Here is a 23,716-nt window from a genome sequence, read left to right on the forward strand (position 1 = left end):
CACCGTAGGCACACGGGGGAGATGTCTGCGTGGTGCTGTTGAAGCTACGACCGGCAGGGTCACCCTCAGGCGGAGTCCTCCTCCGCCAGCACCCGCCGGGCCGCCGCGAACGCCGAGTTCGCCGCCGGCACCCCGCAGTACACGGCCGTCTGGAGCAGCACCGCGCCGATCTCCTCCGGGGTCAGCCCGTTGCGCCGCGCCGCCCGCACATGCATGGCCAGCTCGTCGTAGTGCCCGTGGGCGACCAGCGCCGTCAGCGTGATCATGCTGCGTTCGCGGCGCGAGAGCGTCGGGTCGGTCCAGATCTCGCCCCAGGCGTAGCGCGAGATGAAGTCCTGGAAGCGGGCGGTGAAGGGGGTCTGGCGGGCCTGCGCCAGGTCGACATGGGCGTCGCCGAGCACCTCGCGCCGTACCTCCATACCGCGCTTGGCACCGCCGGTGAGGTGGGCCCGCAGCGCTGTGAGCACCGCCGCCGGGCACTGCGCGGGCGCCAGATGGGAGGCACCGGGGAGTTCGACCAGGGTCGCGCCCGGCACCGCGTCCGCGATCTCCCGCAGATGCGGGGGCGGTGTCGCCGGGTCCTCGCGGCCGGCGATCAGCAGGGTGCGCGCGGAGATCTCCGGGAGCCGGTCCCGGATGTCGAAGGCGGCGAGCGCGTCACAGCAGGCGGCGTACGCGGCAGGATCGGCGTCCCGGTGGTCCTGGACCAGCTCGGGCACGGTGAACCCGGGCGTGAACCACCGCGCGTTCGCACTCTCGGCCAGCCCGGCGAGCCCTTCGCCACGCACCAGCGCGGCTCGCTCCTCCCACGGTTTCGAGCCGTTGAAGTGCGCCGACGAACAGATCACGGCAAGCGAGGAGACCCGCTCGGGGTGGTGCACGGCGAGATGCAGCCCCACCGCACCGCCCAGCGACACCCCCGCGTACGCGAACCGCTCGATGGCGAGCGAGTCCGCGAGCGCGAGCACCAGGCGGGCAAGGTCACCGACCGTCGCCCCCGCCCCGATCAGATCGGCATCCGAACCGCCGTGTCCCGGCAGGTCCCAGCGGATGACCCGATGCGTGATCGACAGCTCCGGCGCCACCTTGTCCCACAAGGCGTACGAGGTGCCGAGAGAGGGTCCGAGGAGCAGCGGGGGCGCGGTGGTGGGCCCTTCGGCACGGTGGTTGAGGAGTTTCAAGGTCGCTCCAGCGCGCGATCGGTGAGGGCTCCGGCGGAGCCGGTGTAGTGGGTGGGGTCGAGGTCGACGTCCGTCAACTCCGGTGCCTGGGCGAGCGGGCGTCCCTCGGACGCCAGCCGGGTGAGCAGTTCCTTGGCGTGGGCTCGGCCCAGCACCGGGGCCAGCTCGGCGGACAGCCGTTCGGAGACGATCAACCCGTTGGTGAGATCGAGGTGTTCACGCATCACATCGGGTCTGACCCGCAGTCCCTCGGCCACCTCTACGGCATCCCGGGCGGCCCCGCCCACCAGTCGCAGCAGCTCCCTGAGCGGCTCCCACTCCGCGTGCCAGGCCCCGGCCGGCCGTTCGTCCTCGGCCGCCAGCGACCCGTACAGCGTGGCGGCGAGCTGAGGTGCCCGCCGTGCGGCCGAGGCGATGAGGGTGGACCGTACCGGATTGGACTTGTGCGGCATGGCGGACGAACCTCCGCCGCTTCCCTCCGCGACCTCGCCGATCTCGGTGCGGGAGAGGGTGAGAACGTCCACGGCGATCTTGCCCAGCGCGCCCGCCGCGAAGGCGAGACACCCGGCGAGATCGGCGACCGGAGTGCGCAGCGTGTGCCAGGGCAACTCGGGTGCCTTCAGGCCCAGTTCGCGGGCGTACGCCGCCGGCAGCGCGGTCGGATCGCTCGCGCCGTACGCCCCGAAGGCCGCCAACGTTCCTGCCGCGCCCCCGAGTTGTGCGGGCAGCCCGTCCCGTACGACCGTCACCCGGTCCCGTGCGTCGAGCACCAGAGACCGCCACCCGGCCGCCTTCAGCCCGAACGTGGTCGGTACGGCGTGCTGGGTGAGCGTGCGTCCCGGCATCGCGGTGTCGCGGTGCTCGGCGGCCAGTCGGGCCAGCGCCCGCTCCGTGCGGCCGAGGTCGGTGAGGACGAGGTCCAGGGTGCGGGCGGCGACCAGCATCGTCGCCGTGTCCATGATGTCCTGGCTGGTCGCACCCCGGTGGACGTAGGAGCCGTACTCCTCGCCGACCGCCTTCGTCAGATCCGCGACCAGGGGGATGACCGGGTTCCCGCCGCCCCGCGCGCGCTCGGCGATCGACGACACGTCGAAGTGCCGGGCATCGGCCGCCTCGGTCACCGCGGTCGCGGCCTCGGCCGGGGCGAGCCCCAGCGCGGCCTGGGCGCGGGTCAGCGCGGCTTCCGCGTCGAGCAGCGCCGACAGATAGGCGCCGTCGCCGGTGGCCGTGGCGGCGGGGGAGCCCGCCCACCCGGGGGCGAGCAGGCCGGTGTCGGGATCGGCAGCTGTCACTGGAACTCCAGGAAGACCGTCTCGCCTTCGCCCTGAAGGCGGATGTCGAAACGGTATGTGCCATTGCCCCCGTCCGTGGCGATCAGCGTGGCGCGTCGGTCCTGGTTCAGCCGCGCCAGCAGCGGGTCGGCGGCCAGCGCGGCGTCGTCACCCGGCAGATAGATCCGGGTGAACAGGTGCACCAGCAGTCCGCGCGCGAAGACACACACGCTGATGTAGGGCGCGCTCTGCCCACGCGCCCCGGGCCGCAGAGTCCGCGCGGACCAGTGACCGCCCGCGTCCGTCTGGATCCGCCCCCAGCCGGTGAACTCCACTCCATTGCGACCGAGGAACCCGCCGCTCGCCGTGTCACGCCGCATCGAACCGTCGACCTGCGGCACATGTCCGTCCGGGTCGGCGCCCCACAGCTCCACGAACGCGTCCGGCAGCGGGTTGCCCTCGCCGTCGTACACCTGGCCGCGCAGGGCGATCGTGTCCGGGTGACCGACGGGGGCGATGTCGCCGCCGCCGGGGAAGGGCAGGGCATGACCGTAGAAGGGGCCGACGGTGTGGGACGGCGTCGGGAGCACCGCCTCGGGATTGCTCGTGTCGATCTTCGTCATCGTGGGTCAGCGTCCTTCTTCGATCCAGGTGGCGTGCGGCCCGTCGAGCACGATGTCCCAGTGGTAGCCCATCGAGAACTCCGGCACCGACAGGCTGTGGTCGTACGTCGCGACCAGCCGCTGCCGGGCCGCGTCGTCGGTCACCGACTGGATGATCGGGTCGTACGGGAACAGCGGGTCGCTCGGGAAGTACATCTGCGTCACCAGCCGCTGGGTGAACGCCGTGCCGAAGAGCGAGAAGTGGATGTGGGCCGGCCGCCAGGCGTTGACGTGCTGGCGCCACGGATACGGGCCCGGCTGGACGGTGGTGAAGCTGTAGAAGCCGCTGTCGTCGCTCAGCGTCCGGCCGACGCCCGTGAAGTTCGGGTCCAGCGGCGCGTCGTGCTGCTCACGCTGGTGCGCGTACCGGCCCGCCGAGTTGGCCTGCCAGATCTCGACCAACTGGCCACGGATCGGCCGGCCGCCACTGTCGAGGAGCCGCCCGGACACGGTGATCCGCTCCCCGATCGGCTCACCGTTGTGCTGCCGGGTCAGGTCATTGTCGATCTCCGTGATGTCCCGCTCGCCGAACGCGGGGGAGGCCAGCTCCACCAGCTCCGGGTCTTGGGACACGTCGATGGCGACCGGCGGCTGTTTCGGGTGCCGGAGGATCGACGAGCGGTACGGGGCGTAGTCGCGACGCGGCTGATGCTCGACGGGTGCACCATCGGCGACGCGCTTCTCGTAGGCGGCGTGCTCGGCGGCGATTTCCTGGTCGATGTCGTGCTGGGTGAGAGTCATGGCAATTCCTGGGGGTTCCTGACGGTCACATGAATTCAAGGGGGGACAGCAACGCCCTTCTTTAGGGGCGCGGGGAACTGCGCGACCAGCCACATCTGGCCGGCAGCCTCCGAACAACCAGAGGACCCTCTACCGTTCGAGGACGAGAGCAAGACCCTGGCCCACGCCGATACAAAGCGTGGCGACACCAACCCCACCGCCCGCACGGGCAAGCTGATGCGCCACCGTCCCGGCAAGCCGCGCCCCGGACGCACCGAGCGGGTGCCCGATGGCGATCGCCCCACCCTGCGGATTGAGGATCGAAGGATCGAACTCGGGCCACTCGGCCACACACCCCAGCACCTGCGCGGCAAAGGCCTCGTTCAACTCCAGCACCGACAGATCGTCAAACCCCTTGCCCGCCTTGGCCAGCGCACGCGTAACCGCCTCGACGGGCGCGAGCCCGAAGTAGTGCGGGTCAAGCGCGGACACCCCGGTCGCGGAGACCCGGGCCAGCGGCTCGCGCCCGGTCGCCTTCAGACCCTCCTCGTCGACGAGGAGCAGCGCGGCGGCCCCGTCGTTGAGGGGCGAGGCATTGCCGGCCGTCACCGTGCCGTTCTCCTTGCGGAACGACGGCTTCAACTTGGCCATCGCCGACAGGGACGCGTCCGGCCGTACACACTCGTCCGCCCCGAACACCACCGGCTCGCCCTTGCGCTGAGGGATCGACACCGGCGCCAACTCGGCGTCGAACAGGCCCTGTTGCTGAGCAGCCGCGGCCTTCTGGTGGGACGCCAGCGCGAACTCGTCCTGCTGCTCACGGCTGATCTTGTGCTTATCGGCGATCAGCTCCGCGCTCTCGCCCAGCGGAACCGTCCACTGCGGCTCCATCCTCGCGTTGACCATGCGCCAGCCCAGGGTGGTGGAGTACAGCTCGGCGTGCCCGGCCGGGAACGGCTTGTCGGACTTCGGCAGTACATACGGCGCGCGGGTCATCGACTCGACACCACCCGCCACGGCGATGGAGGCGTCCCCGACCGCGATGGTCCGGGCCGCCTGGATCACGGCCTCCAGACCCGACGCGCACAGCCGGTTCACCGTGACACCCGGCACGGATGTCGGCAGCCCCGCGAGGAGCCCGGCCATGCGGCCGACGTTGCGGTTCTCCTCGCCGGCGCCGTTGGCGTTGCCGAAGTAGACGTCCTCGATCCGGGACGGGTCCAACTGCGGTGTGCGGGCGAGGAGTTCGCGGATGGCGTGGGCACCCAGGTCGTCCGGGCGCACGCTCGCCAGACCGCCGGTGTAGCGGCCGATCGGCGTGCGTACCGCGTCGACGATGTAGACGTTCTTCACTGCGGACTTCACTTCAGGCCCTCCGCTACGGTCAGCTTGGCGTCGGTCTTGGCGGTGATCACCTCGACGCTCACACCGGGCGCCGTCTCGACGAGCAGCAGTCCGTCGTCCGTCACGTCCAGCACGCCGAGGTCGGTGATGATCCGGTTCACACACGCCTTCCCGGTGAGGGGCAGCGCGCACTCGTCGAGGATCTTCGGGGAGCCGTCCTTCGCGGTGTGCGTCATCACCACGATCACCGTACGGGCGCCGTGCACGAGGTCCATCGCGCCGCCGATCCCGGTGATCATCTTGCCGGGGATGGCCCAGTTCGCCAGGTCCCCGCGGGCGGAGACCTGCATGGCGCCCAGCACGGCGACGTCGATGTGCCCGCCGCGGATCATCGAGAAGGACAGCGCCGAGTCGAAGTAGGAGGCGCCGGGCAGGACCGTGACGGTCTCCTTGCCCGCGTTGATCAGGTCGGGGTCGACCTGGTCCTCGGTCGGGTAGGGACCGGTGCCGAGGATGCCGTTCTCCGACTCCAGGATCACCTCGACGCCCGGCGGGAGGTAGTTGGGGATGAGGGTCGGCAGACCGATGCCGAGATTGACGTACTGGCCGTCCTGAAGTTCGCGTGCGGCGCGGGCGGCCATCTGTTCCCGGGTCCAGGCCATCAGCTGCTCACCGTCCGCTGCTCGATCTGCTTGTCCGCCGCCTGCTCGGGGGTGAGCGCGACGACCCGCTGCACGAAGATGCCGGGCAGATGCACCGCGTCCGGGTCGATCTCGCCGGGCTCGACGAGTTCCTCGACCTCGGCGATCGTCACCCGGCCGGCCATCGCCGCGAGGGGGTTGAAGTTCCGCGTGGACTTGTTGAAGACCAGGTTCCCGTGCCGGTCGCCCTTCGCCGCCCTGACGAGCGCGAAGTCGGTGCGGATGCCCTGCTCCAGCACGTATTCCACGCCGTCGAACTCCCGTACCTCCTTCGCCGGGGAGGCCAGCGCGACGCCGCCGGAACCGTCGTAGCGCCAGGGCAGTCCGCCCTCGGCGACCTGGGTCCCGACGCCCGCGGGGGTGTAGAAGGCGGGGATGCCGGCGCCGCCGGCCCGCAGCCGCTCGGCGAGCGTGCCCTGCGGGATCATCTCCACCTCGAGCTCGCCGGCCAGATACTGCCGCGCGAACTCCTTGTTCGCGCCGATGTAGGAGCCGGTCACCCGGGCGATGCGGCCCGCGGCCAGCAGCACGGCGAGACCGGACTCCATCGCCCCGCAGTTGTTGGACACGACGCCCAGGCCGCTCACGCCCCGCTCGTACAGCGCCTGGATCAGTACGTTCGGCACACCGCTCAGGCCGAATCCGCCGACCGCGAGGGTCGTGCCGTCCGGCACATCGGCCACCGCCTCCAGGGCAGTGGCGACCACCTTGTCCATCCGTGAAGCCCCATCTCATCAGACGCAAATTAGTCAGAGCACTGACTATCTATGCGAAGTTTGACTCACGCTGCCACCCTTGGTTTGTGCCGTCAAGACCCCTGGTGACGGACGAGGTGTGGGTCAAGGCGATGCGATATCGTTCAGTGCACCGACGAAATCCTGCACTCACGCTGAGGAGCGCACATGGCCGCGGTGGACCTCACCACCCACCCCGGGCACCTGGCCCGGCGGTTCCAGCAGGCCCATTACCTGCTGTGGAACACCATGGTCTCCGAGGAGATCACCTCACCGCAGTTCGCGGTCCTCAACGCGCTCGTCGACGAGCCGGGGCTGGACCAGCGCACGGTGGGGGAGCGCGTGGGGCTCGACCGGTCCACCATCGCCGAGGTGATCAGCCGGCTCGGCCGCCGGGGTCTGCTCGACAAGGTGCGCGACCCGCAGGACGGCCGCCGTTTCCTGCTGTGCCTGACGGACGACGGCACACGCACCCACCGCAAGCTCACGGTCCGTACGGCCCGGATGAACCAGGTCTTCCTGGCCCCGCTCACCGCCGAGGAGCAGACCGTGTTCTTCGATCTCATCCGCCGTGTCTCGGACGCGGCAGAGGGGCTCCGCAACCCGACGGAACCCCTTGCGGCGTCGAAGACGGGCTAGCGCGTCCGGCTCAGCCCTTCGCGAAGACCACCCAGACCTGGCCCCTGGCGAAGTTCAGCGGCGCGCCGCTCCCCGTGGTGAACTCCGTGCTGTCGGTGGCCTGTAGACGCTTCCAGCGGGCTTCGAAGACCTTCCCGTCGCGCAGCACCTCCGCCCGCCCCTCGCCCACCGTCTCGGTGTACGGCGTGTTGTTGCCGAGGAAGTCGGAGAAGTTGGACGGGCGCACGTTCACGTACTGGACGACGACCGTCGGCGGGGCCATCCGCTCCCCGTCGGTCATGGCCGGCGCACCGTCCATCGACACCAGCCAGCCGGACTGGTCCTCGGACCAGGTGAACGTGAACCGGGCCCCCGGGTAGCGCACGGTCCGCGAGTGCTCGGACCGCCCGCCCGAGGGTGCGCCGCCGTAGCGGAAGCCGGTGGTCAGCGCGTCCGCGCCGGGCACGGAGGACATCAGCTGGAAGGGCCGCAGGTAGAGGTTGTGCGGGGAGGGCCTGGACTCGCCGCGGTAGAAGGCGCCGGGCGCCTCCTCGGGCGACTGGGCGTTCAACGGCGCCTTGTCGATCAGTGGGAGCAGTTTGTGCTGGGCCCCCGAGAACGCGAGCGTGGGCCCGTCGAACTGCCTGAGCAGCTCCAGATCCGACTCACGGGCGCTGCGCACCGGGCCGACCACCTTCGGCAGCTTGGTCGCGTACACCGCCATCAGCCGGCTCAGACCGCCCTCGACCTGCTCGGCGTAGACGACGTTCGCGGAGTCGAGCCCCGTGTGGGGGCGGGCCGCGCGGGCGTTGTCGATCTTCACCGCGAGCACCGGGTCATCGCCCGCCCCACGGCTCTGCGAAGGCTGTCCCCGGTCCGATCCGCGTCCGTCGTCGGCCGAGTCGCCCGGCGAGGTGCAGCCGGCCGCCAGGGAGAGGGTCATCGTGGCGGCCAGAAGCGCCGCCGGTATCGCGGCGCGTCGTGTGCGCGCCCTTCGTCCTATGCCCACCGTTGCCACCAGTCTTGTGTCTCGATTATGCGCCTATGGGCCGATTCATGGCCATATGCGATCGATTCTGAATCGCCGCGGGGCATACGTCGATCGGCATGCGTCCGTTCGGTTCGCGGGCGTTTCAGTGCACGGGGCCGAAGATCTCCGCCAGGTCGTAGCCGACCGGCTCCTCCAGCTGGGCGTAGGTGCAGCTGTGCGGATCCCGGTCCGGGCGCCAGCGGCGGAACCGGGCCGTGTGCCGGAAGCGTGCCCCGTTCTCCATGTGGTCGTACGCCACCTCGACGACCCGCTCCGGCCGCAGGGGAACCCAGGAGAGGTCCTTCTTGCCCGACCAGCGGCTGGGCGCGCCGGGCAGTCGCGCCGACTCGTGCGCGGACTCCTCGGCCCAGGCCGCCCAGGGGTGCCCGGCGGTATCGTCCATCCGCAACGGCTCCAGCTCCTCGACGAGTTCGGCCCGGCGCTTCATCGCGAAGGCGGCGGACACGCCCACGTGCTGGAGGGCGCCCCGGTCGTCGTAGAGGCCGAGCAGCAGGGAGCCCACGATGGGGCCGCTCTTGTGGAAGCGGTAGCCCGCGACCACGACGTCCGCCGTGCGCTCGTGCTTGATCTTGAACATCGCACGCTCGTCCTGGAGGTAGCGCACGCCGAGCGGCTTGGCGATGACGCCGTCGAGGCCCGCCCCCTCGTACTGCTCGAACCACTGCCGCGCGACGTCGATGTCGGTCGTCGCCGGGGCCAGGTGCACAGGGGCCGTCACGCCCTCCAGCGCCCGGGTCAGGAGCCTCCGGCGGTCACTCAGCTCCACGTCCGTCAGGGACTCGTCCGCCAGTGCCAGCAGGTCGAAGGCGACGAAGGAGGCCGGGGTCTTCTCGGCGAGCATCCGCACCCGGGAGTCCGCCGGGTGGATCCGCTCGGTCAGCGCGTCGAAGTCCAGCCGTCCCTCGCGTGCGATCACGATCTCGCCGTCCAGCACCGAGCGTTCCGGCAAGCGCTCCTTCAGTGCCGCCACCACCTCGGGGAAGTACCTGGTCAGCGGCTTGCCCGTACGGCTGCCCAGCTCGACCTCGTCCCCGTCGCGGAACACGATCGCCCGGAAACCGTCCCATTTCGCCTCGTACTGCATATCGGGCGGGATTTTCGCCACCGACTTGGCGAGCATCGGCTTCACGGGAGGCATCACCGGCAGATCCATGCTTCGATTCTGCTCCCATGTTCAGCTGATCGCCCAGTGTGCGAGCTGTGCGCGGTGCGCCTACCGTGGCTCGCATGGGTGCAGCGGTGCAACTGGAGGCGGGTGGCCGGACCGTACGGCTGTCCAGCCCGGACAAGATGTTCTTCCCGGAGCGCGGGTTCACCAAGCTGGACCTCGCCCGGTACTACATCGCCGTCGGCCCCGGCATCCTGCGCGCCCTGCGCAACCGGCCCACCACCCTGGAGCGCTACCCGGACGGCGTGACCGGCGAGAACTTCTTCCAGAAACGGGCCCCGAAGAACATGCCCGACTGGATCCCGACCGCCCACATCACCTTCCCCAGCGGCCGCAGCGCCGACGAGATGTGCCCCACGGAGGAGGCCGCGGTCCTGTGGGCGGCGCAGTACGGCACGCTCACCTTCCACCCGTGGCCGGTGCGCCGCGACGACGTCGACAGCCCCGACGAACTCCGCATCGACCTCGACCCGCAGCCCGGCACCGACTTCGACGACGCCGTCCGCGCCGCCCATGAACTGCGCGCCGTCCTCGACGAGTTCGGCGGCCTCCAGGGCTTCCCCAAGACCTCCGGCGGACGCGGCCTGCATGTCTTCGTGCCCATCGAACCGCGCTGGACCTTCACCCAGGTCCGCCGTGCGGCCATCGCCGTGGGCCGGGAGCTGGAGCGCCGGATGCCGGAGCAGGTGACGATCAAGTGGTGGAAGGAGGAGCGCGGCGAGCGCATCTTCGTCGACTACAACCAGACGGCCCGGGACCGGACGATCGCCTCGGCCTATTCCGTACGACCCCGCCCGCACGCCCCCGTCTCGGCGCCCCTGCGCTGGGACGAGGTCGGCGTCGCGCACCCCCGGGACTTCGACCTCGCGACCATGCCCGCGCGCTTCGCCGAACTCGGCGATGTGCACGCGGACATGGATGACCACCGTTACTCGCTGGACGCGCTGCTGGAGCTGGCCAACAAGGACGAGCACGAGCACGGGCTCGGGGATCTGCCGTACCCGCCCGAGTATCCGAAGATGCCGGGAGAACCCAAGCGGGTACAGCCGAGCAAAGCCCGCACAGAGGGACCTACAACTCCTTGATGTCTACAACTCCTTGATCCGGACGTCCCGGTACGAGACCACATCCGTCGTGCCGTGCACCTGGAGCCCGAGGTAGCCGGAGGCGAACCGCCGCCCGTCCGTGCCCGGATCGTCCGAGCGGGGCGGGACGAAGTCCTGGCCGCCGGTGTTGTCGAACTCGTTGATCAGCACGCCGTTGCGGTAGACCGAGTAGTGCTGGTCCACCACCCGGATCTCGTAGTCGTTCCACGTGCCCTTCTGGGTGACGCCCGCACCGGCGAGCCCCACCCGGTCGAAGCCGTAGATCGACCCGGTCTTGTACATGTCGCCGTCGGGCCGGTCGAACACCTGCACCTCGTGCCCGTACTTGATGGCGACCCACTCCGGCCGCGACTCCTCGGAGTGGTCGTGGACCCACGGGAAGCGGACGAACACGCCGGAGTTGGCGTTGCCGGTGCCCGGGGCGTCGTCGCGCCACTGGAGCTTGAGCGAGAAGTCACCGTACTTCCGCTCGGGGAACCACAGCATGCCGAGGCCCGGCTTGCTGGTGCCGCTCGTGATCGAGCCGTCGGCGTTCTGCGCGAACGAACCGCCGCCCACCTGCTGCCACTTGGCGAAGGATTCCGCGCTGCCGTCGAGGATCGTGCGGTAGCCCTCGGTCTGGCCGGGCGTGCCGATCCCGGACTGACGGGCCGCCTTGCGGACGGCGTCGTACTCGCGCTGGTCGACGACCCCTTCCGTGAGGAGCTTGTCCAGGACCGTCGTCACGTGCTTGAGGAACAGCGCGTGGGACGTCCACTCCCTCTCGTCCTCGATCAACTCGTTGATCCGGCACCGGCTGTTGGTGATCCGGTTCGGGACACCCGAGTCGACTGTGCCAACGATCACCGTCAACCGCTCGTCGAACTCCGGGCAGTTGGGGGACGGGACCTGGCTGGAAACCACCGTGAAGGTCACCGTGCGGGCGGCGGCCGTGTTCCCCGCCTTGTCCGTCGCCCGGTAGGCGAGGGTGTGCGTGCCCGCGCGGTCGACGACCACCGGGGCGCCGTACGCGAGGTACGGCCCGCCGTCGATCGAGTACTCGATCCGGTCGACACCCGAGCCATGGTGCTCGTCGGCCGCCGTGACGGTCACCTTGGCGTTGCCGATGTACGCCCCGGCGGAGTTCTTCGTGCCCTCGACGGTCACGCCCGTCACCGGCGGAGTCGTGTCCGGCTGGGGCGCCGCCACGACCGTGAACTGCACGCTCTTCCCGGCGGCGACGTTCCCCGCCTTGTCGGTGGCCCGGTAGCGCACCGTATGAGCGCCGACCTCGTGCACCATCACCGGCGCGGTGTACGACTGCCAGGCGCCGTCGCCGACCGCGTACTCGATGGTGTTGACGCCGGAACCGGTGTCGGAGGCGGAGACGGTGACGGTCGCCATGTCGATGTACGTGCCGTCGGGGTTCTGCTCGCCGCTGACGGTCGCAGAGGTCTCCGGCGCCGTCGTGTCGTCGGTCGGCGGCGGGACGACCGTGAACTGCACGCTCTTCTCGGCGGCGACGTTCCCCGCCTTGTCGAAGGCGCGATAGCGGATCTTGTGGTCACCGACCTGGTCGACGACGACCGGGGCGGTGTACGGCTGCCAGGCGCCCGCGTCGCCGACCGCGTACTCGGTGCGGTCGAGCCCGGAGCCGCCCTCCTCGTCGGTGGCGTTGACCGTCACGCTCGCCGAACCGACGTACTGGCCCTGCGAGTTCTGTGTCCCGCTCACCTGGGCCGAGGTCTCGGGCGGGGTGGTGTCCTCGCCGGTGCCCTCGGTCACCACGAGGATGCCCTGCATCTGGCCGTGTCCCGGGATGGTGCAGAAGTAGCGGTAGCGGCCGGGGGTGAGCGTGACCTCGGCGGTGTGCTTGCCGCCCTGGTCGTCGTTCGGGTTGGCGAGGATGTTGAGCGGGACGTCGTTGTTGTACTCCGGGTCGGAGACGTCGAACGTCAGAGTGTGCGGCATGCCCGTCGTGTTGCCGGTCGCCACACTGTTCTCGAAGACGATCGTCGTCGTCCCCTCCACCGCCGTCGCCGGCGCGGACATGTACTTGGTGATGTCGTCGCCGGCGGTCCAGGTGAGTGTCTGGGCCGCGGCAGCCTGGGGCTCCGGTTGTCCGGCGGCGGGCAGGGCCTGGAGCCCCAGCACCACCAGGAGCGCGGCCAGCAAGGCCGTCAGGATTCTTCGTTCGCGTATCACTGAGCAGCCCCCCTCGCCAGCTGACCGGCGGCTGGCGTCGGCCCGCCGCCCGTGTAAGTGACCCGCCACAGCGCCGACTTGGCGTCCGAGGTGAAGAAGCCGCGGCCGTAGTCGAGGACGTACAGCGACCCGTCCGGACCGAACTTCCAGTCCATGAGGTTCTTGATGCCGTCGTTGCCGACCGGCACGATCTTCTTCAGCGACTCCGAGTGGATCGGCAGACCGCCTTCGCCGTGCGTCTTCGGATCGGTGATGACCGCGTTGCGCGGCTGCTCGCCGTCGTAGAAGTCGCCGACGAACCACTTGCCGTCCCAGTAGGAAGGCCACTTCGTCGCGCTCGTGCTCTGTGCGTCGTACCGGTAGACCGGGCCGTTCATCGTGGCCTGGCCGCCGCCCTTGAGCCATGGCAGCAGGTACTTGGCCTCCTCCTGCTTGTAGGAGGGGATGCCGTTCGCGTCGCGCGGATAGTCCGGGGCGCCGCCCTGCGGCGAGTACCAGATGTTGTTGCCGGTGACCGGCGGCAGGTTGACGAGGCCGTTGTTGTTCGGCGACTCGTTCTTGGGGGCGTCGCAGTCGTACCAGCCCAGCGGTTGCGTCGGGTCCGGCAGATTGCGGTCGCGGTAGGGCTGGTTGTTGCCCATGCAGTACGGCCAGCCCCGGTTGCTCGCCTTGGTGATGACGGCGAACGTGTCGTACTTGGCCGGGCCCCAGGTCGTCGACGGTGCGCCCGCGTCCGGGCCGACCCAGCCCGCGTACAGGATGTCGGTCTGCTGGTCGACGAAGATGCGCGCCGGATTGCGGACGCCCATCACATAGATCTCGCCGCGCGTCTTGCCGCCGCCCTCGTCGGTCTCCTTGCCGGTGAAGAGGTTGCCCGCGGGCAGTGTGTACGTCCCGTCGGGTTCCGGGTGGATGCGCAGGATCTTGCCGTTGAGGTTGTTGGTGTTGCCGGCGGTGCGGCGCGCGTCGGCGAAGGAGACACCCTTGTAGTTGGGCTGCGGGTTGTTGCCCGAGTAACCGTCGCTGAAGCCACTGGAGTTGTTGTCGCCGGTCGCGATGTACAGGTTGCCCTGGGAGTCCCAGGACATCCCGCCGCCCGCGTGGCAGCAACTGTGGACCTGCACCGGCCACTTGAGCAGTACTTTCTCGCTGCTCAGGTCCAGCTTGTTGGTGGCGAGGTCGAGCGTGAAGCGGGAGACGCGCCGCTCGGCCATCTGCGTGTCGCGGTTGAGCTGCGAGTGCGGCGTGTAGTGCAGATACACCCAGCCGTTCTGCTCGAAGCCCGGGTCCAGCTCGATGCCGAGCAGCCCCTCCTCGACCTTGATGAGCTCGTCGCCACCGCCCTTGTTGCCGAACACCGTCAACGCGCCCGCCGGCGTGACCTTCTTGGTCGCGGGGTCGTAGACGTGGATCTCGCCCTTGCCCTTGCCGATGTCCGGGTTGTTCCAGTCGGTGATCACCGGCTGGGAGGAGTCGGCGCCGCCGCGGCCGATGTACAGCACGCGACCGTCCGGTGCGGTGACCAGGCCGTGCGGCTCGCCGATCTGGTCGTTCTGCCCCGGCTGGTTGGCCTGGGTGAGGCGCTCCGCCTTGTAGTTGGCGTTGATCGTCGCCTTGCAGTCGGCCTGCGCCAGACGGGTCGTCCACAGCAGCGCGCCCCGCAGATGGGCGCGGAACTCGGTCTCGTCGTACGACGACACCGTGCCGCCCATGCCGGTGTAGAAGGAGCGTCCGCCGTCGTAGTCACGGCACCAACTCACCGGGTGGTCCCAGCCGTTGGCGGTGGTGCCCGGCTGGTACGTCGACTCGCGGACGCGAGCGACGGTGTGCACCTCGCCGGAGGGGTTCTTCACCCAGTTGAACCACTGGTCCGGGTGCTTCCACTGGACCGGCAGATCCTTGGTGGCAGGGTGCTGCCGGTCGCCGACCTCAACCGTCGCCCGCTGTACGGCCGTTGGGCTGGAGGCCGCCGGACGGGCGCCGACCAGACCGGTGAACCAGTCCGAGTACGGCTCCGCGCGTGCCGCGTCATGGACGCCGACGAAACCGCCGCCCGCCTCCATGTAGGCCTCCAGGCCCGCTTCCTGCTCCGGGTCGAGGACGTCGCCGCCACCGGTGAGGAACGCGATCGCGTTGAAACGGCCCAGCCGGGTCTCGTCGGTGAAGACCGAGGCGTCGTCCGAGGCCACGACCTGGTAGCGCTGGTTCTCCGGTCCCGACAGGCCGATCTTCTCGATGGCCTCGATCCCGGCGTTCACGACCGGCGACTCCTCCCCGGACGCCGCGGAACCGTAGAAGATCAGCACCCGTACGTTCGCGCTGCCCGGGGGCGACTTGATGGACATCGTTGTCATGGGCGGTCCGGGGTCCGGACGCGCGTTCGCGGCGGGTCCGGACATGAGTCCGGCGGCGACGACACCGGCGGTCACAGTGGCCGCCCAGACCCGTCTTCTTCTTGTGCTCAACCCTCGTAAGCGCATGGGCACCTCCTCGGTCACAGCCACAACGCCAAGGAAGCTAGACCTCTTTGAATGACCCGCCAATACCTATGACCGCAATGGCACGAACTTTGTCCCGGGTGTGGATAAACGGGAGTACGGCCGGTACGGTCGCACAGGTTCATCACAGGTGCGTCTCCGCAAGTTCCGTATCAGGGTGGGGAGTTCCGCATGGACAGACGCGGGTTCAACAGACGGGTGCTGCTGGGCGGCGCGGCCGTGGCGACATCGTTGTCCATGGCCCCCGACGCCGTCAGCGTCGACGCCTCGGCGAAGACGGCTCCGGCCGGCGGCGCGGTCAAGCACATCAAGCTGTACGCCGAGAAGTTCGCCGACGGGCAGCTGGGCTACGGCTTCGAGAAGGGGAAGGCGACGATCCCCGGGCCGCTGATCGAACTCAACGAGGGCGACACCCTGCACATCGAGTTCGAGAACACCACCGACGTGCGGGCGAGCCTGCACGTCCACGGCCTGGACTACGAAATCTCCAGCGACGGCACCAAGTTGAACAAGAGCGACGTCGAACCCGGCGGCACCCGCACCTACACCTGGCGCACCCACGTCCCCGGCCGACGCAAGGACGGCACCTGGCGGGCGGGCAGCGCCGGCTACTGGCACTACCACGACCATGTCGTCGGCACCGAGCACGGCACGGGCGGCATCCGCAAGGGCCTGTACGGTCCGGTGATCGTCCGCCGTCAGGGCGACATCCTGCCCGACATGACGTACACCATCGTCTTCAACGACATGCTGATCAACAACAAGCCGGCGCACTCGGGGCCCGACTTCGAGGCCACGGTGGGCGATCGCGTCGAGATCGTGATGATCACGCACGGCGAGTACTACCACACCTTCCATATGCACGGTCACCGCTGGGCGGACAACCGCACCGGCATGCTCACCGGACCCGACGACCCGAGCCAGGTCATCGACAACAAGATCGTGGGCCCGGCGGACTCCTTCGGCTTCCAGGTGATCGCGGGGGAGGGGGTGGGAGCGGGCGCGTGGATGTACCACTGCCATGTCCAGAGCCACTCCGACATGGGGATGGTGGGGCTGTTCCTGGTGAAGAAGGCGGACGGGACGATCCCCGGTTACGACCCGCACGAGCATGGTCAAGAGGCGACCTCGGGGTCCGCGCACGAGCACTGACGGATCATGGACGGGTGACGCTGCTACTGACCCGGAGTGACCTTGAGGCCGTACTGGAGCCGGAGGCCTGTCTGGCCGTCCTGCGCGAAGGGTTCCGTGCGGCGGTGGACGCGCCCCTCGCGGGCCGGCGGGTACGGACCGACCTGCCGTTTCCCGGGACGGCGACGGCGCTGCTGCCCGGCCTGCTGCCGGGCATCGACGCCTACACGGTCAAGGTCAACGCCAAGTTCCCGGGCGCCCGGCCCGCCCTGCGCGGGGTGATCTGCCTGCACAGCGGCCGGGACGGCGAACTGCTCGCCCTGCTGGACTCGGCGACGGTCACGGCCTGGCGTACGGGGCTGGCGGCAGCGTTGGGCACGGATGTCCTGGCGGGTGCCGCGGAGGCCGTCGGGGTGATCGGCGCGGGGGCGCAGGCCGAGCTGATGGTGCGCGGCCTTGCCGCCCTGCGGGGGCATCGACCGGTCGTGGTCCACGACACGGACGCGGACAGGGCCGCCGCGTTCGCCGCCCGGCACGACGGGCGGGTGGTCGCCTCCGCGCCGGAGGTCGCCGCGGCCGCCGACACCGTCCTGCTGGCCACCTGGTCCCGGGAGCCGCTGCTGCGGCTGGCGGACGCCGGGGAGGGCCGGCACTTCACCAGCCTGGGCGCGGACGAGCCCGGCAAGCGGGAACTGGCCGCCGATCTGCTCTCCGCCGCGCTCCTGGTCGTCGACGACCGGGAACTCGCCGCGGCGATGGGCGCGTCGGCGGGACCCGGAGTCACCGCCGACACCACGCTCGGGGAGGTTCTGCGGGGCGAGCATGCGGGGCGTGGCAGCGTGACGGACCGTACCGTCTACGCACCCGTCGGCCTTCCCTGGCAGGACCTGGCGGTGGCGTGGCTCGCCTACGAGCGGGCCCGGCGGGAGGGGCTCGGCCAGCGGATCGACCTGCTGGCCTGAGCGGGAGCCGGCGCCGATGGCGGTGCGGAGAGCGCTCTCACCTCGGCTCGGGGCGCCGCTATCCTGATCGGCACCGGCCGAGGAGGAGCGCCCAAGTGTCCGATACCGCACACCGTCCCACGCTGGAAGCCGTGGCTGCCCGGGCCGGAGTCTCGCGGGCCACCGTGTCCCGGGTGGTGAACGGCGGGGAGGGCGTGCGGGAACCCCTCGTCGAGCGGGTGCGCCGCGCGGTGGAGGAGCTCGGCTACGTGCCCAATCAGGCGGCGCGCAGCCTGGTGACCCGGCGGCACGACGCCGTGGCCGTGGTCGTCGCCGAACCGGAGACCCGGGTCTTCGCCGACCCCTTCTTCGCCCTCCAACTCCGCGGGATCAGCAAAGAGCTGACCGCCCACGACAACCAGCTCGTACTGCTGCTCACGGAGGGCCGTGACGACCACGCGCGCGTGGGCCGCTATCTCGCCGGGGGCCATGTCGACGGCGCCCTCGTGTTCTCCCTGCACCTCGACGATCCACTGCCCGAGTTGATCCAACGCGCCGGAGTGCCGACCGTGTTCGGCGGCCGGCCCGGCTGGAGCGACGGCACGAGCGGAGTGGTCTACGTCGACAGCGACAACCGCGGCGGCGCCCGCGAGGCCGTACGCCATCTCGTCGGCCTCGGCCGTACCCGCATCGCGCACATCGCCGGCGCCCTCGACCAGACCTCCGCGGTGGACCGGCTCGACGGGTTCCGGGACGTCATGGCCGACGTCGATCCGCGGCTCGTCGTCGAGGGCGACTTCACGCCGGCCGGCGGGGAGCGGGCCATGCGGGAACTCCTCGACCGTTGCCCCGACCTGGACGCCGTCTTCGCCGCGAACGACCTGACCGCCGCCGGCGCCCTGCGGGTGCTGCGCGAGCGCGGGCGGCGCGTGCCCGACGACGTCGCCGTGATCGGCTTCGACGACATGCTGCCCGTCGCCGAACAGACCGACCCGCCGCTGACGACGGTTCGTCAGGACATCGAGGAGTTGGGGCGCTTGATGGCCCGGCTGCTGCTGCGCGGACCCGCGCCGGGCGGTGTGGTCCTGCCGACGACGCTGGTGCGGCGGGCCTCGGCGTAACCGCCCGACGCGGATGCGCGGGCGTCGGCGCCTCCGGGACCCCGGGCCGTGCGTCCCCTGTAGATCACCGCGACAGCCCAGGACGGCCGCGGACGCGTTCCGACGGCGATTGTCAGTGGGCGGTGGAAGACTCGGCAGGGCAGGCAACGGGACAACGGGACCGGACCCCTCAAGGAGGGCACCATGCTCACCACCCGTTTTGTGAACGGCGCTCCCAACTGGGTCGATGTCGGTACGGCCGACATCGGGGGCGCAACATCCTTCTACGGCGCCCTGTTCGGCTGGGAATTCCAGTCGGCGGGGCCCGAGGCCGGCGGTTACGGCTTCTTCCAGGCCGGCGGCAGGATCGTCGCGGGCGGCATGCAGACCACGCCGGAGCAGGGCCCGCCCGCATGGACGGTGTATTTCCAGAGCGGGGACGCGGACGCCACGGCCAAGACGGTGGAGACGGCCGGCGGCAGCGTGCCCGTGGCACCCATGGACGTCATGGGGCAGGGACGGATGGCGATCCTCGCCGATGACACGGGCGTGCCCTTCGGGATCTGGCAGCCCGCTGCCCGCAAGGGCCTCGACGTGGTCGGCGACGCGGGGTCGCTGTGCTGGGTCGAGCTCTTCACACCGGACATCGCCCGGGCCGCCGCGTTCTACGACGCGGTGTTCGGCTGGGAGACCTCGGCCGCGCCCTTCCCCGACGGCACCTACACCAGCATCAACCCCGCGGGGGCGGACGAGAGCGCCGGGTTCGGCGGGCTCGTACCCCTGGCGGACAGCCCGATCGAGGCGGAGTCCGGTCCGTGCTGGCTGCCGTGGTTCGAGGCCGGGGACCCGGACGCCGTGGTCGCCAAGGCGCAGGAACTGGGCGGCACGATCCGACTGCCCGCCACGGACGTGGCAGGCGTCGGCCGTCTGGCCAAGATCGAGGACCCGTACGGCGCGCGCTTCGGGGTGATCAAGAGCGTTCCGCAGGAGAGCTGATCGCAGCCGGACTCCGCGGCATCCGGCACGGCCGCCGGGAAATCACGCCGGTCGTGCCGCGCGCCGCCGTGCGGCGGCCCGCCCCGCGAGGTCATCATCGAGGTGGCCGGAGGCCCTGGGCGCGGCGTTGATCCGGCGTTGATCGAACGTTTTTCGCGGCCCGGCACGCTTCTGGCCATGCACATCGAAACGATCGCCCCGCCCGACCTCTCCTGGCAGGAGGAGGCGTTGTGCGCGCAGACCGGGGCGGAATTCTTCTTTCCCGAGCCAGGCAGCTCCGTACGGGAGGCGAAGCGGATCTGCGGACTGTGCCCGATCCGCTCCGCCTGCCTCGAGTTCGCGCTGGACAACGACGAGCGCTTCGGGGTCTGGGGCGGCCTGTCGGAGAAGGAACGGCTGGAGCTCAGGCGTCCGTCGCGCTGAACCGCCGCATCCGGAGGCCAAGGAGGGTCGGCGGCGGCAGAACCGCCGCACCCGGGCGTTTCAGCCCGCGGCCCGGGCCGCCATCCGCGCCTTGCGCGCCGCCAGCTTCTCGTCGAACTTCGACGCCTCCGCGTCCAGCCCGCCCAGGTACAGACCGAGCTCATCCTGCGCCGCCTGCCCCTCGGGGCCGAGGCCGTCGATCTCCATGACCTTCAGGAAGCGCAGGACGGGCTGGATGACGTCGTCGTGGTGGATGCGCATGTTGTAGATCTCGCCGATCGCCATCTGCGCGGCCGCCCGCTCGAAGCCGGGCATGCCGTGACCGGGCATGCGGAAGTTCACGATCACGTCGCGCACCGCCATCATCGTCAGGTCGGGCGCGAGCTCGAAGGCCGCCTTCAACAGGTTGCGGTAGAAGACCATGTGCAGGTTCTCGTCGGTCGCGATGCGCGCCAGCATGCGGTCGCAGACCGGGTCGCCGGACTGGTGGCCGGTGTTGCGGTGCGAGACGCGGGTCGCGAGCTCCTGGAAGGAGACGTAGGCCACCGAGTGCAGCATCGAGTGGCGGTTGTCCGACTCGAAGCCCTCGCTCATGTGGGCCATCCGGAACTGCTCCAGCTTGTCCGGGTCCACCGCGCGCGAGGCAAGCAGGTAGTCACGCATCACGATGCCGTGGCGGCCCTCCTCGGCCGTCCAGCGGTGCACCCAGGTGCCCCAGGCGCCGTCCCGGCCGAACAGCGAGGCGATCTCGTGGTGGTAGCTGGGCAGGTTGTCCTCGGTGAGCAGGTTCACGACCAGGGCGATCCGGCCGATCTCGGTGACCTTGGACTGCCCCTTCTCCCAGGCCTCGCCGTCCTCGAAGAACCCGGGGAAGTTGCGGCCGTCGCTCCACGGCACGTACTCGTGCGGCATCCAGTCCTTGGTGACCTTCAGATGCCGGTTGAGTTCCTGCTCGACGACTTCCTCCAACGCGTACAGCAGCTTCGCGTCGGTCCAGGCGGACGGGCTGCCGAGGTGAGGGGAAGTAATCGTCACGGGAACTCCAGGGGACGTGGGAGAAACCGGCGAGCGGTGCCGGGTAACTTACGGGATCGTAGGCTACGTATCCGTAGGTTACGTATCCGTAGGTTAAGAACGCCGTAAAGACTGCTGATCAGCCAGCCTTCGCGTCGGGTGCGCAGTAACCGGGACCCGCAGGTCGCGGGGCTTTTAGGGTGATTCGGCACCCGGTCAGGCGTACAGCTCGCGCAGCCTGACCGAGAGGCATGTCACACAACCCTCGAGCTTTTCGAACTCGCTGATGTCCACGAGGACCGGATCGTGGCCGAGGTCGGTGAGCAGCTCCGCCGTCTTGGGCGCGCTTGCGGCCATGAGCAGCTTGCTGCCGCCGAGCAGGACCACGTGCGAGCCGGTCTCCTCGGGCACCGACAGGAAGCGCGGGAACAGCGACGGCCTGTCCACCTTGGGGATGTGCCCGACGACCGTCCCGTCGGGCAGGGCCGTCACCGCCGACTTCAGGTGCAGCACCCTGCTCACCGGTACGGCGACGATCCGCGCCCCCAGCGGCTCGAAGGCGGCCCGCAGCTGCTGGACGCCGGCCGCGTTGGTACGGCCGCCCCGGCCGACGTAGAGGGTGTCGCCGATCTTGAGGACATCGCCGCCGTCCAGCGTGCCGGGCTCCCAGATCCAGTTCACCGAGCAGCCGAGCCGGGCCACGGCCTCCTCGACGCCGAGGGTCTCCTCGCGCCGGGACTCGGCGCCGGAGCGGGCGATCAGCGCGACGTTCCGGTACATGACGACCGTGTCCTCGACGAACACCGAGTCGGCGCAGTCGTCCACCGGTTCCACCTCGATGGTCTCCCACCCGTGCTTCCGCAGGGCCTCCGCATACGCCTCCCATTGCTCGACCGCGAGATCGACGTCGACCTTCTCCCGCTCGATGTGGGTCACCAGTCCTTCGGCGAGGCGTGGGCTGGGGCGGCGGATGAGGGCCTTCTTGCTGGGCACGTCCAGATCTCCGAATCGGGTGAGGGGTCGGCGCCCGTAACGCAGCGCCGGTCCGCCATCATGCAGGGCAGGTCCGGGCGCACGAAACCCCCGACGTCAGGCTGTGGCCTCCCCGAGATGATCGTCTCCCGTGATCTCCCGCAGTTCGCCGTCCAGGAGCAGCCACCGGGTGATGCCGATCGACTCCAGGAACGGCACGTCGTGACTGGCCACGATCAGCGCACCTTCGTACGACTCCAGGGCCGTGGTGAGCTGTCGCACGCTCGCCATGTCGAGGTTGTTCGTCGGCTCGTCCAGCATCAGCAGCTGCGGTGCCGGTTCCGCCAGCATCAGCGCGGCCAGCGCCGCCCGGAAGCGTTCGCCGCCGGAGAGCGTCGCCGCCTTCTGGTCGGCCCGGGCGCCGCGGAACAGGAAGCGGGCCAGCCGTGCCCGGATCCGGTTGTTGGTGGCGCCGGGCGCGAACCGGGCCACGTTCTCGGCGACGGTGCGATCACCGTCGAGGACGTCGAGCCGCTGCGGCAGGAAGCGCAGCGGCACATGGGCCGCCACCTCGCCCGACACCGGCGCCAGCTCTCCGGTGATCGTCCGCAGCAGCGTCGTCTTGCCCGCGCCGTTGCGCCCGACCAGTGCCACCCGCTCCGGACCCCGCAGCTCGAAGCCGCCGGCCACGCGCGCGCCGTACGCCAGCTCCAGGTCCTGGAGGGTGAGGACCGTACGGCCCGGTGGCACGGCCGTGTGCGGCAGGTCCACGCGGATCTCGTCGTCGTCCCGTACGGCCTCCACCGCCTCGTCGAGCCGGTCCTTGGCCTCGGCGAGCTTCTCCTCGTGCATGATGCGGTGCTTGCCCGCGGACTCCTGCGCCGCGCGCTTGCGGGCACCCATGACGATCTTCGGCTCGCGCTTCTGATCCGACATCTTCTGGCCGTACCGCTTGCGGCGGGCCAACTTGACCTGGGCGTCGGTCAGATCGCGCTTCTGTTTCTTCAGGTCGGCCTCGGCGACGCGCACCATGCGCTCGGCCGCCTCCTGCTCGGTCGTGAGGACCTCCTCGTACGCCGAGAAGTTGCCGCCGTACCAGGTGATCTCCCCGGAGCGCAGATCGGCGATCTGGTCGACCAGGTCCAGGAGTTCACGGTCATGGCTGACCATGATCATCACGCCGGGCCAGGAGGAGACGGCCGCGTACAGCCGTTTGCGGGCGTAGATATCCAGGTTGTTGGTGGGCTCGTCGAGCAGCAGGACGTCCGGCCGGCGCAGCAGCAGCGCGGCCAGGCGCAGCAGTACCGACTCGCCGCCCGACACCTCGCCGATCGTGCGGTCCAGCTCGACGTGTCCGAGCCCGAGTTCGCCGAGGGTGACGAGCGCGCGTTCTTCCACGTCCCAGTCGTCGCCGACGGTCTCGAAGTGTTCCTCGGCCACATCTCCCGCCTCGATGGCGTGCAAGGCGGCCCGCTGTGCGGCGATGCCGAGTGTTTCGTCGACCCGGAGAGCGGTGTCGAGTGTGACGTTCTGCGGGAGGTATCCGACCTCGCCGGCGACGCGGACGGCGCCGTCGGCCGGTGTGAGGTCGCCGGCGATCAGCTTCAACAGGGTTGATTTTCCCGATCCGTTGATGCCGACGAGCCCGGTCCTGCCCGGGCCGAAGGCGGCGTCGAGGCCTTCGAAGACGGGGGTGCCGTCGGGCCAGGCGTAGGACAGGGACGTACAGGTGACGGACATGGACATGCGGGTCTCCGCGGTTGCTTGAAACGATCAGGGGGCAAACGCGTATCGAGACACGGGGGGCGGCGACAGATTCAGCGAGAGGGGAGCCCGGGGAGCATGAGAAAAGCCCTGCTCGTCGAGGACGGCTCAAGTGCCGAGGTCGCACGCAGCGCACA

21 protein-coding genes are annotated in these 23,716 nt (G+C 70.0%); 7 read left to right on the plus strand and 14 right to left on the minus strand.

Features of this window, described 5'->3' with window-relative positions; genetic code table 11:
* Positions 1-65: 65 nt before the first annotated feature.
* The 7 genes from pcaD to KCH87_RS21835 all read right to left on the minus strand — a co-directional run bounded on the left by pcaD (position 66) and on the right by KCH87_RS21835 (position 6,595).
* Complete coding sequence (pcaD, locus tag KCH87_RS21805; RefSeq protein ID WP_210587849.1) at positions 66-1,181, minus strand: 3-oxoadipate enol-lactonase; 1,116 nt, start codon at positions 1,179-1,181, stop codon at positions 66-68.
* A complete protein-coding gene (gene pcaB, locus KCH87_RS21810) occupies positions 1,178-2,473 on the minus strand; it encodes a 3-carboxy-cis,cis-muconate cycloisomerase (RefSeq protein ID WP_210587850.1) in 1,296 nt (431 codons plus the stop codon). The genes pcaD and pcaB overlap by 4 nt, the downstream gene beginning before the upstream one ends.
* The gene (gene pcaG, locus KCH87_RS21815; protein WP_210587851.1) at positions 2,470-3,075 is read right to left on the minus strand and encodes a protocatechuate 3,4-dioxygenase subunit alpha; all 606 of its coding nucleotides are present in this window, start codon (positions 3,073-3,075) and stop codon (positions 2,470-2,472) included. The genes pcaB and pcaG overlap by 4 nt, the downstream gene beginning before the upstream one ends.
* Before the next feature lie 6 nt (positions 3,076-3,081).
* Positions 3,082-3,855 carry a protocatechuate 3,4-dioxygenase subunit beta gene (pcaH, locus tag KCH87_RS21820; protein WP_210587852.1) on the minus strand — a complete coding sequence of 258 codons (774 nt, stop codon included), beginning with the start codon at positions 3,853-3,855 and terminating at the stop codon, positions 3,082-3,084.
* Positions 3,856-3,984: 129 nt separating this feature from the next.
* The gene (locus KCH87_RS21825) at positions 3,985-5,187 is read right to left on the minus strand and encodes an acetyl-CoA C-acyltransferase (protein ID WP_210587910.1); all 1,203 of its coding nucleotides are present in this window, start codon (positions 5,185-5,187) and stop codon (positions 3,985-3,987) included.
* Positions 5,188-5,195: 8 nt separating this feature from the next.
* Entirely contained in the window at positions 5,196-5,840 is a 645-nt protein-coding gene (locus KCH87_RS21830) for a CoA transferase subunit B (RefSeq protein WP_210587853.1), read from the minus strand.
* Positions 5,840-6,595, minus strand: a complete 756-nt coding sequence (locus KCH87_RS21835) for a CoA transferase subunit A (protein WP_210587854.1) — start codon at positions 6,593-6,595, stop codon at positions 5,840-5,842. The genes KCH87_RS21830 and KCH87_RS21835 overlap by 1 nt, the downstream gene beginning before the upstream one ends.
* 186 nt (positions 6,596-6,781) lie before the next feature.
* Here KCH87_RS21835 and KCH87_RS21840 point away from each other — a divergent pair, with 186 nt between their 5' ends.
* Entirely contained in the window at positions 6,782-7,252 is a 471-nt protein-coding gene (locus KCH87_RS21840) for a MarR family winged helix-turn-helix transcriptional regulator (protein WP_210587855.1), read from the plus strand.
* Between the two features lie 10 nt (positions 7,253-7,262).
* On the opposite strand, the gene KCH87_RS21845 is transcribed toward KCH87_RS21840, so the two are convergent.
* The gene (locus KCH87_RS21845) at positions 7,263-8,234 is read right to left on the minus strand and encodes a DUF3048 domain-containing protein (RefSeq protein ID WP_308298885.1); all 972 of its coding nucleotides are present in this window, start codon (positions 8,232-8,234) and stop codon (positions 7,263-7,265) included.
* A 130-nt stretch (positions 8,235-8,364) separates the two neighbouring features.
* Complete coding sequence (locus KCH87_RS21850; protein WP_210587856.1) at positions 8,365-9,435, minus strand: ATP-dependent DNA ligase; 1,071 nt, start codon at positions 9,433-9,435, stop codon at positions 8,365-8,367.
* 74 nt (positions 9,436-9,509) lie between these two features.
* Here KCH87_RS21850 and ligD point away from each other — a divergent pair, with 74 nt between their 5' ends.
* Positions 9,510-10,535 (plus strand): non-homologous end-joining DNA ligase, encoded by a 1,026-nt coding sequence (gene ligD / locus KCH87_RS21855; protein ID WP_210587857.1) that lies wholly within the window; start codon positions 9,510-9,512, stop codon positions 10,533-10,535.
* A gap of 3 nt (positions 10,536-10,538) precedes the next feature.
* Here ligD and KCH87_RS21860 read toward each other — a convergent pair whose 3' ends face one another.
* On the minus strand, positions 10,539-12,740 hold the full coding sequence (locus tag KCH87_RS21860; protein WP_210587858.1) for an OmpL47-type beta-barrel domain-containing protein: 2,202 nt from the start codon (positions 12,738-12,740) through the stop codon (positions 10,539-10,541).
* Positions 12,737-15,220, minus strand: a complete 2,484-nt coding sequence (locus KCH87_RS21865) for a ThuA domain-containing protein (RefSeq protein WP_210587859.1) — start codon at positions 15,218-15,220, stop codon at positions 12,737-12,739. Before KCH87_RS21865 ends, KCH87_RS21860 begins: the two co-directional genes overlap by 4 nt.
* 189 nt (positions 15,221-15,409) lie before the next feature.
* Here KCH87_RS21865 and KCH87_RS21870 point away from each other — a divergent pair, with 189 nt between their 5' ends.
* The 5 genes from KCH87_RS21870 (at position 15,410) to KCH87_RS21890 (ending at position 19,829) form a co-directional block, all read left to right on the plus strand.
* Positions 15,410-16,390, plus strand: coding sequence for a multicopper oxidase domain-containing protein (locus tag KCH87_RS21870; RefSeq protein WP_210587860.1), 981 nt, complete (start codon positions 15,410-15,412; stop codon positions 16,388-16,390).
* A gap of 14 nt (positions 16,391-16,404) precedes the next feature.
* Complete coding sequence (locus KCH87_RS21875; RefSeq protein ID WP_210587861.1) at positions 16,405-17,331, plus strand: ornithine cyclodeaminase family protein; 927 nt, start codon at positions 16,405-16,407, stop codon at positions 17,329-17,331.
* 95 nt (positions 17,332-17,426) lie between these two features.
* Positions 17,427-18,431, plus strand: a complete 1,005-nt coding sequence (locus KCH87_RS21880; protein ID WP_210587862.1) for a LacI family DNA-binding transcriptional regulator — start codon at positions 17,427-17,429, stop codon at positions 18,429-18,431.
* Between the two features lie 183 nt (positions 18,432-18,614).
* Positions 18,615-19,406, plus strand: a complete 792-nt coding sequence (locus KCH87_RS21885) for a VOC family protein (protein WP_210587863.1) — start codon at positions 18,615-18,617, stop codon at positions 19,404-19,406.
* Between the two features lie 177 nt (positions 19,407-19,583).
* The gene (locus tag KCH87_RS21890; protein ID WP_210587864.1) at positions 19,584-19,829 is read left to right on the plus strand and encodes a WhiB family transcriptional regulator; all 246 of its coding nucleotides are present in this window, start codon (positions 19,584-19,586) and stop codon (positions 19,827-19,829) included.
* A gap of 60 nt (positions 19,830-19,889) precedes the next feature.
* Here KCH87_RS21890 and KCH87_RS21895 read toward each other — a convergent pair whose 3' ends face one another.
* From KCH87_RS21895 to KCH87_RS21905, 3 genes are all read right to left on the minus strand, one after another.
* Entirely contained in the window at positions 19,890-20,864 is a 975-nt protein-coding gene (locus tag KCH87_RS21895) for an acyl-ACP desaturase (protein ID WP_210587865.1), read from the minus strand.
* 195 nt (positions 20,865-21,059) lie between these two features.
* Entirely contained in the window at positions 21,060-21,836 is a 777-nt protein-coding gene (gene ddaH, locus KCH87_RS21900; protein ID WP_210587866.1) for a dimethylargininase, read from the minus strand.
* A 96-nt stretch (positions 21,837-21,932) separates the two neighbouring features.
* The gene (locus KCH87_RS21905; protein WP_210587867.1) at positions 21,933-23,561 is read right to left on the minus strand and encodes an ABC-F family ATP-binding cassette domain-containing protein; all 1,629 of its coding nucleotides are present in this window, start codon (positions 23,559-23,561) and stop codon (positions 21,933-21,935) included.
* Between the last annotated feature and the right edge of the window lie 155 nt (positions 23,562-23,716).

Origin of the sequence: Streptomyces sp. GESEQ-35, assembly GCF_017948485.1 — a bacterium.
GTDB lineage: Bacteria > Actinomycetota > Actinomycetes > Streptomycetales > Streptomycetaceae > Streptomyces.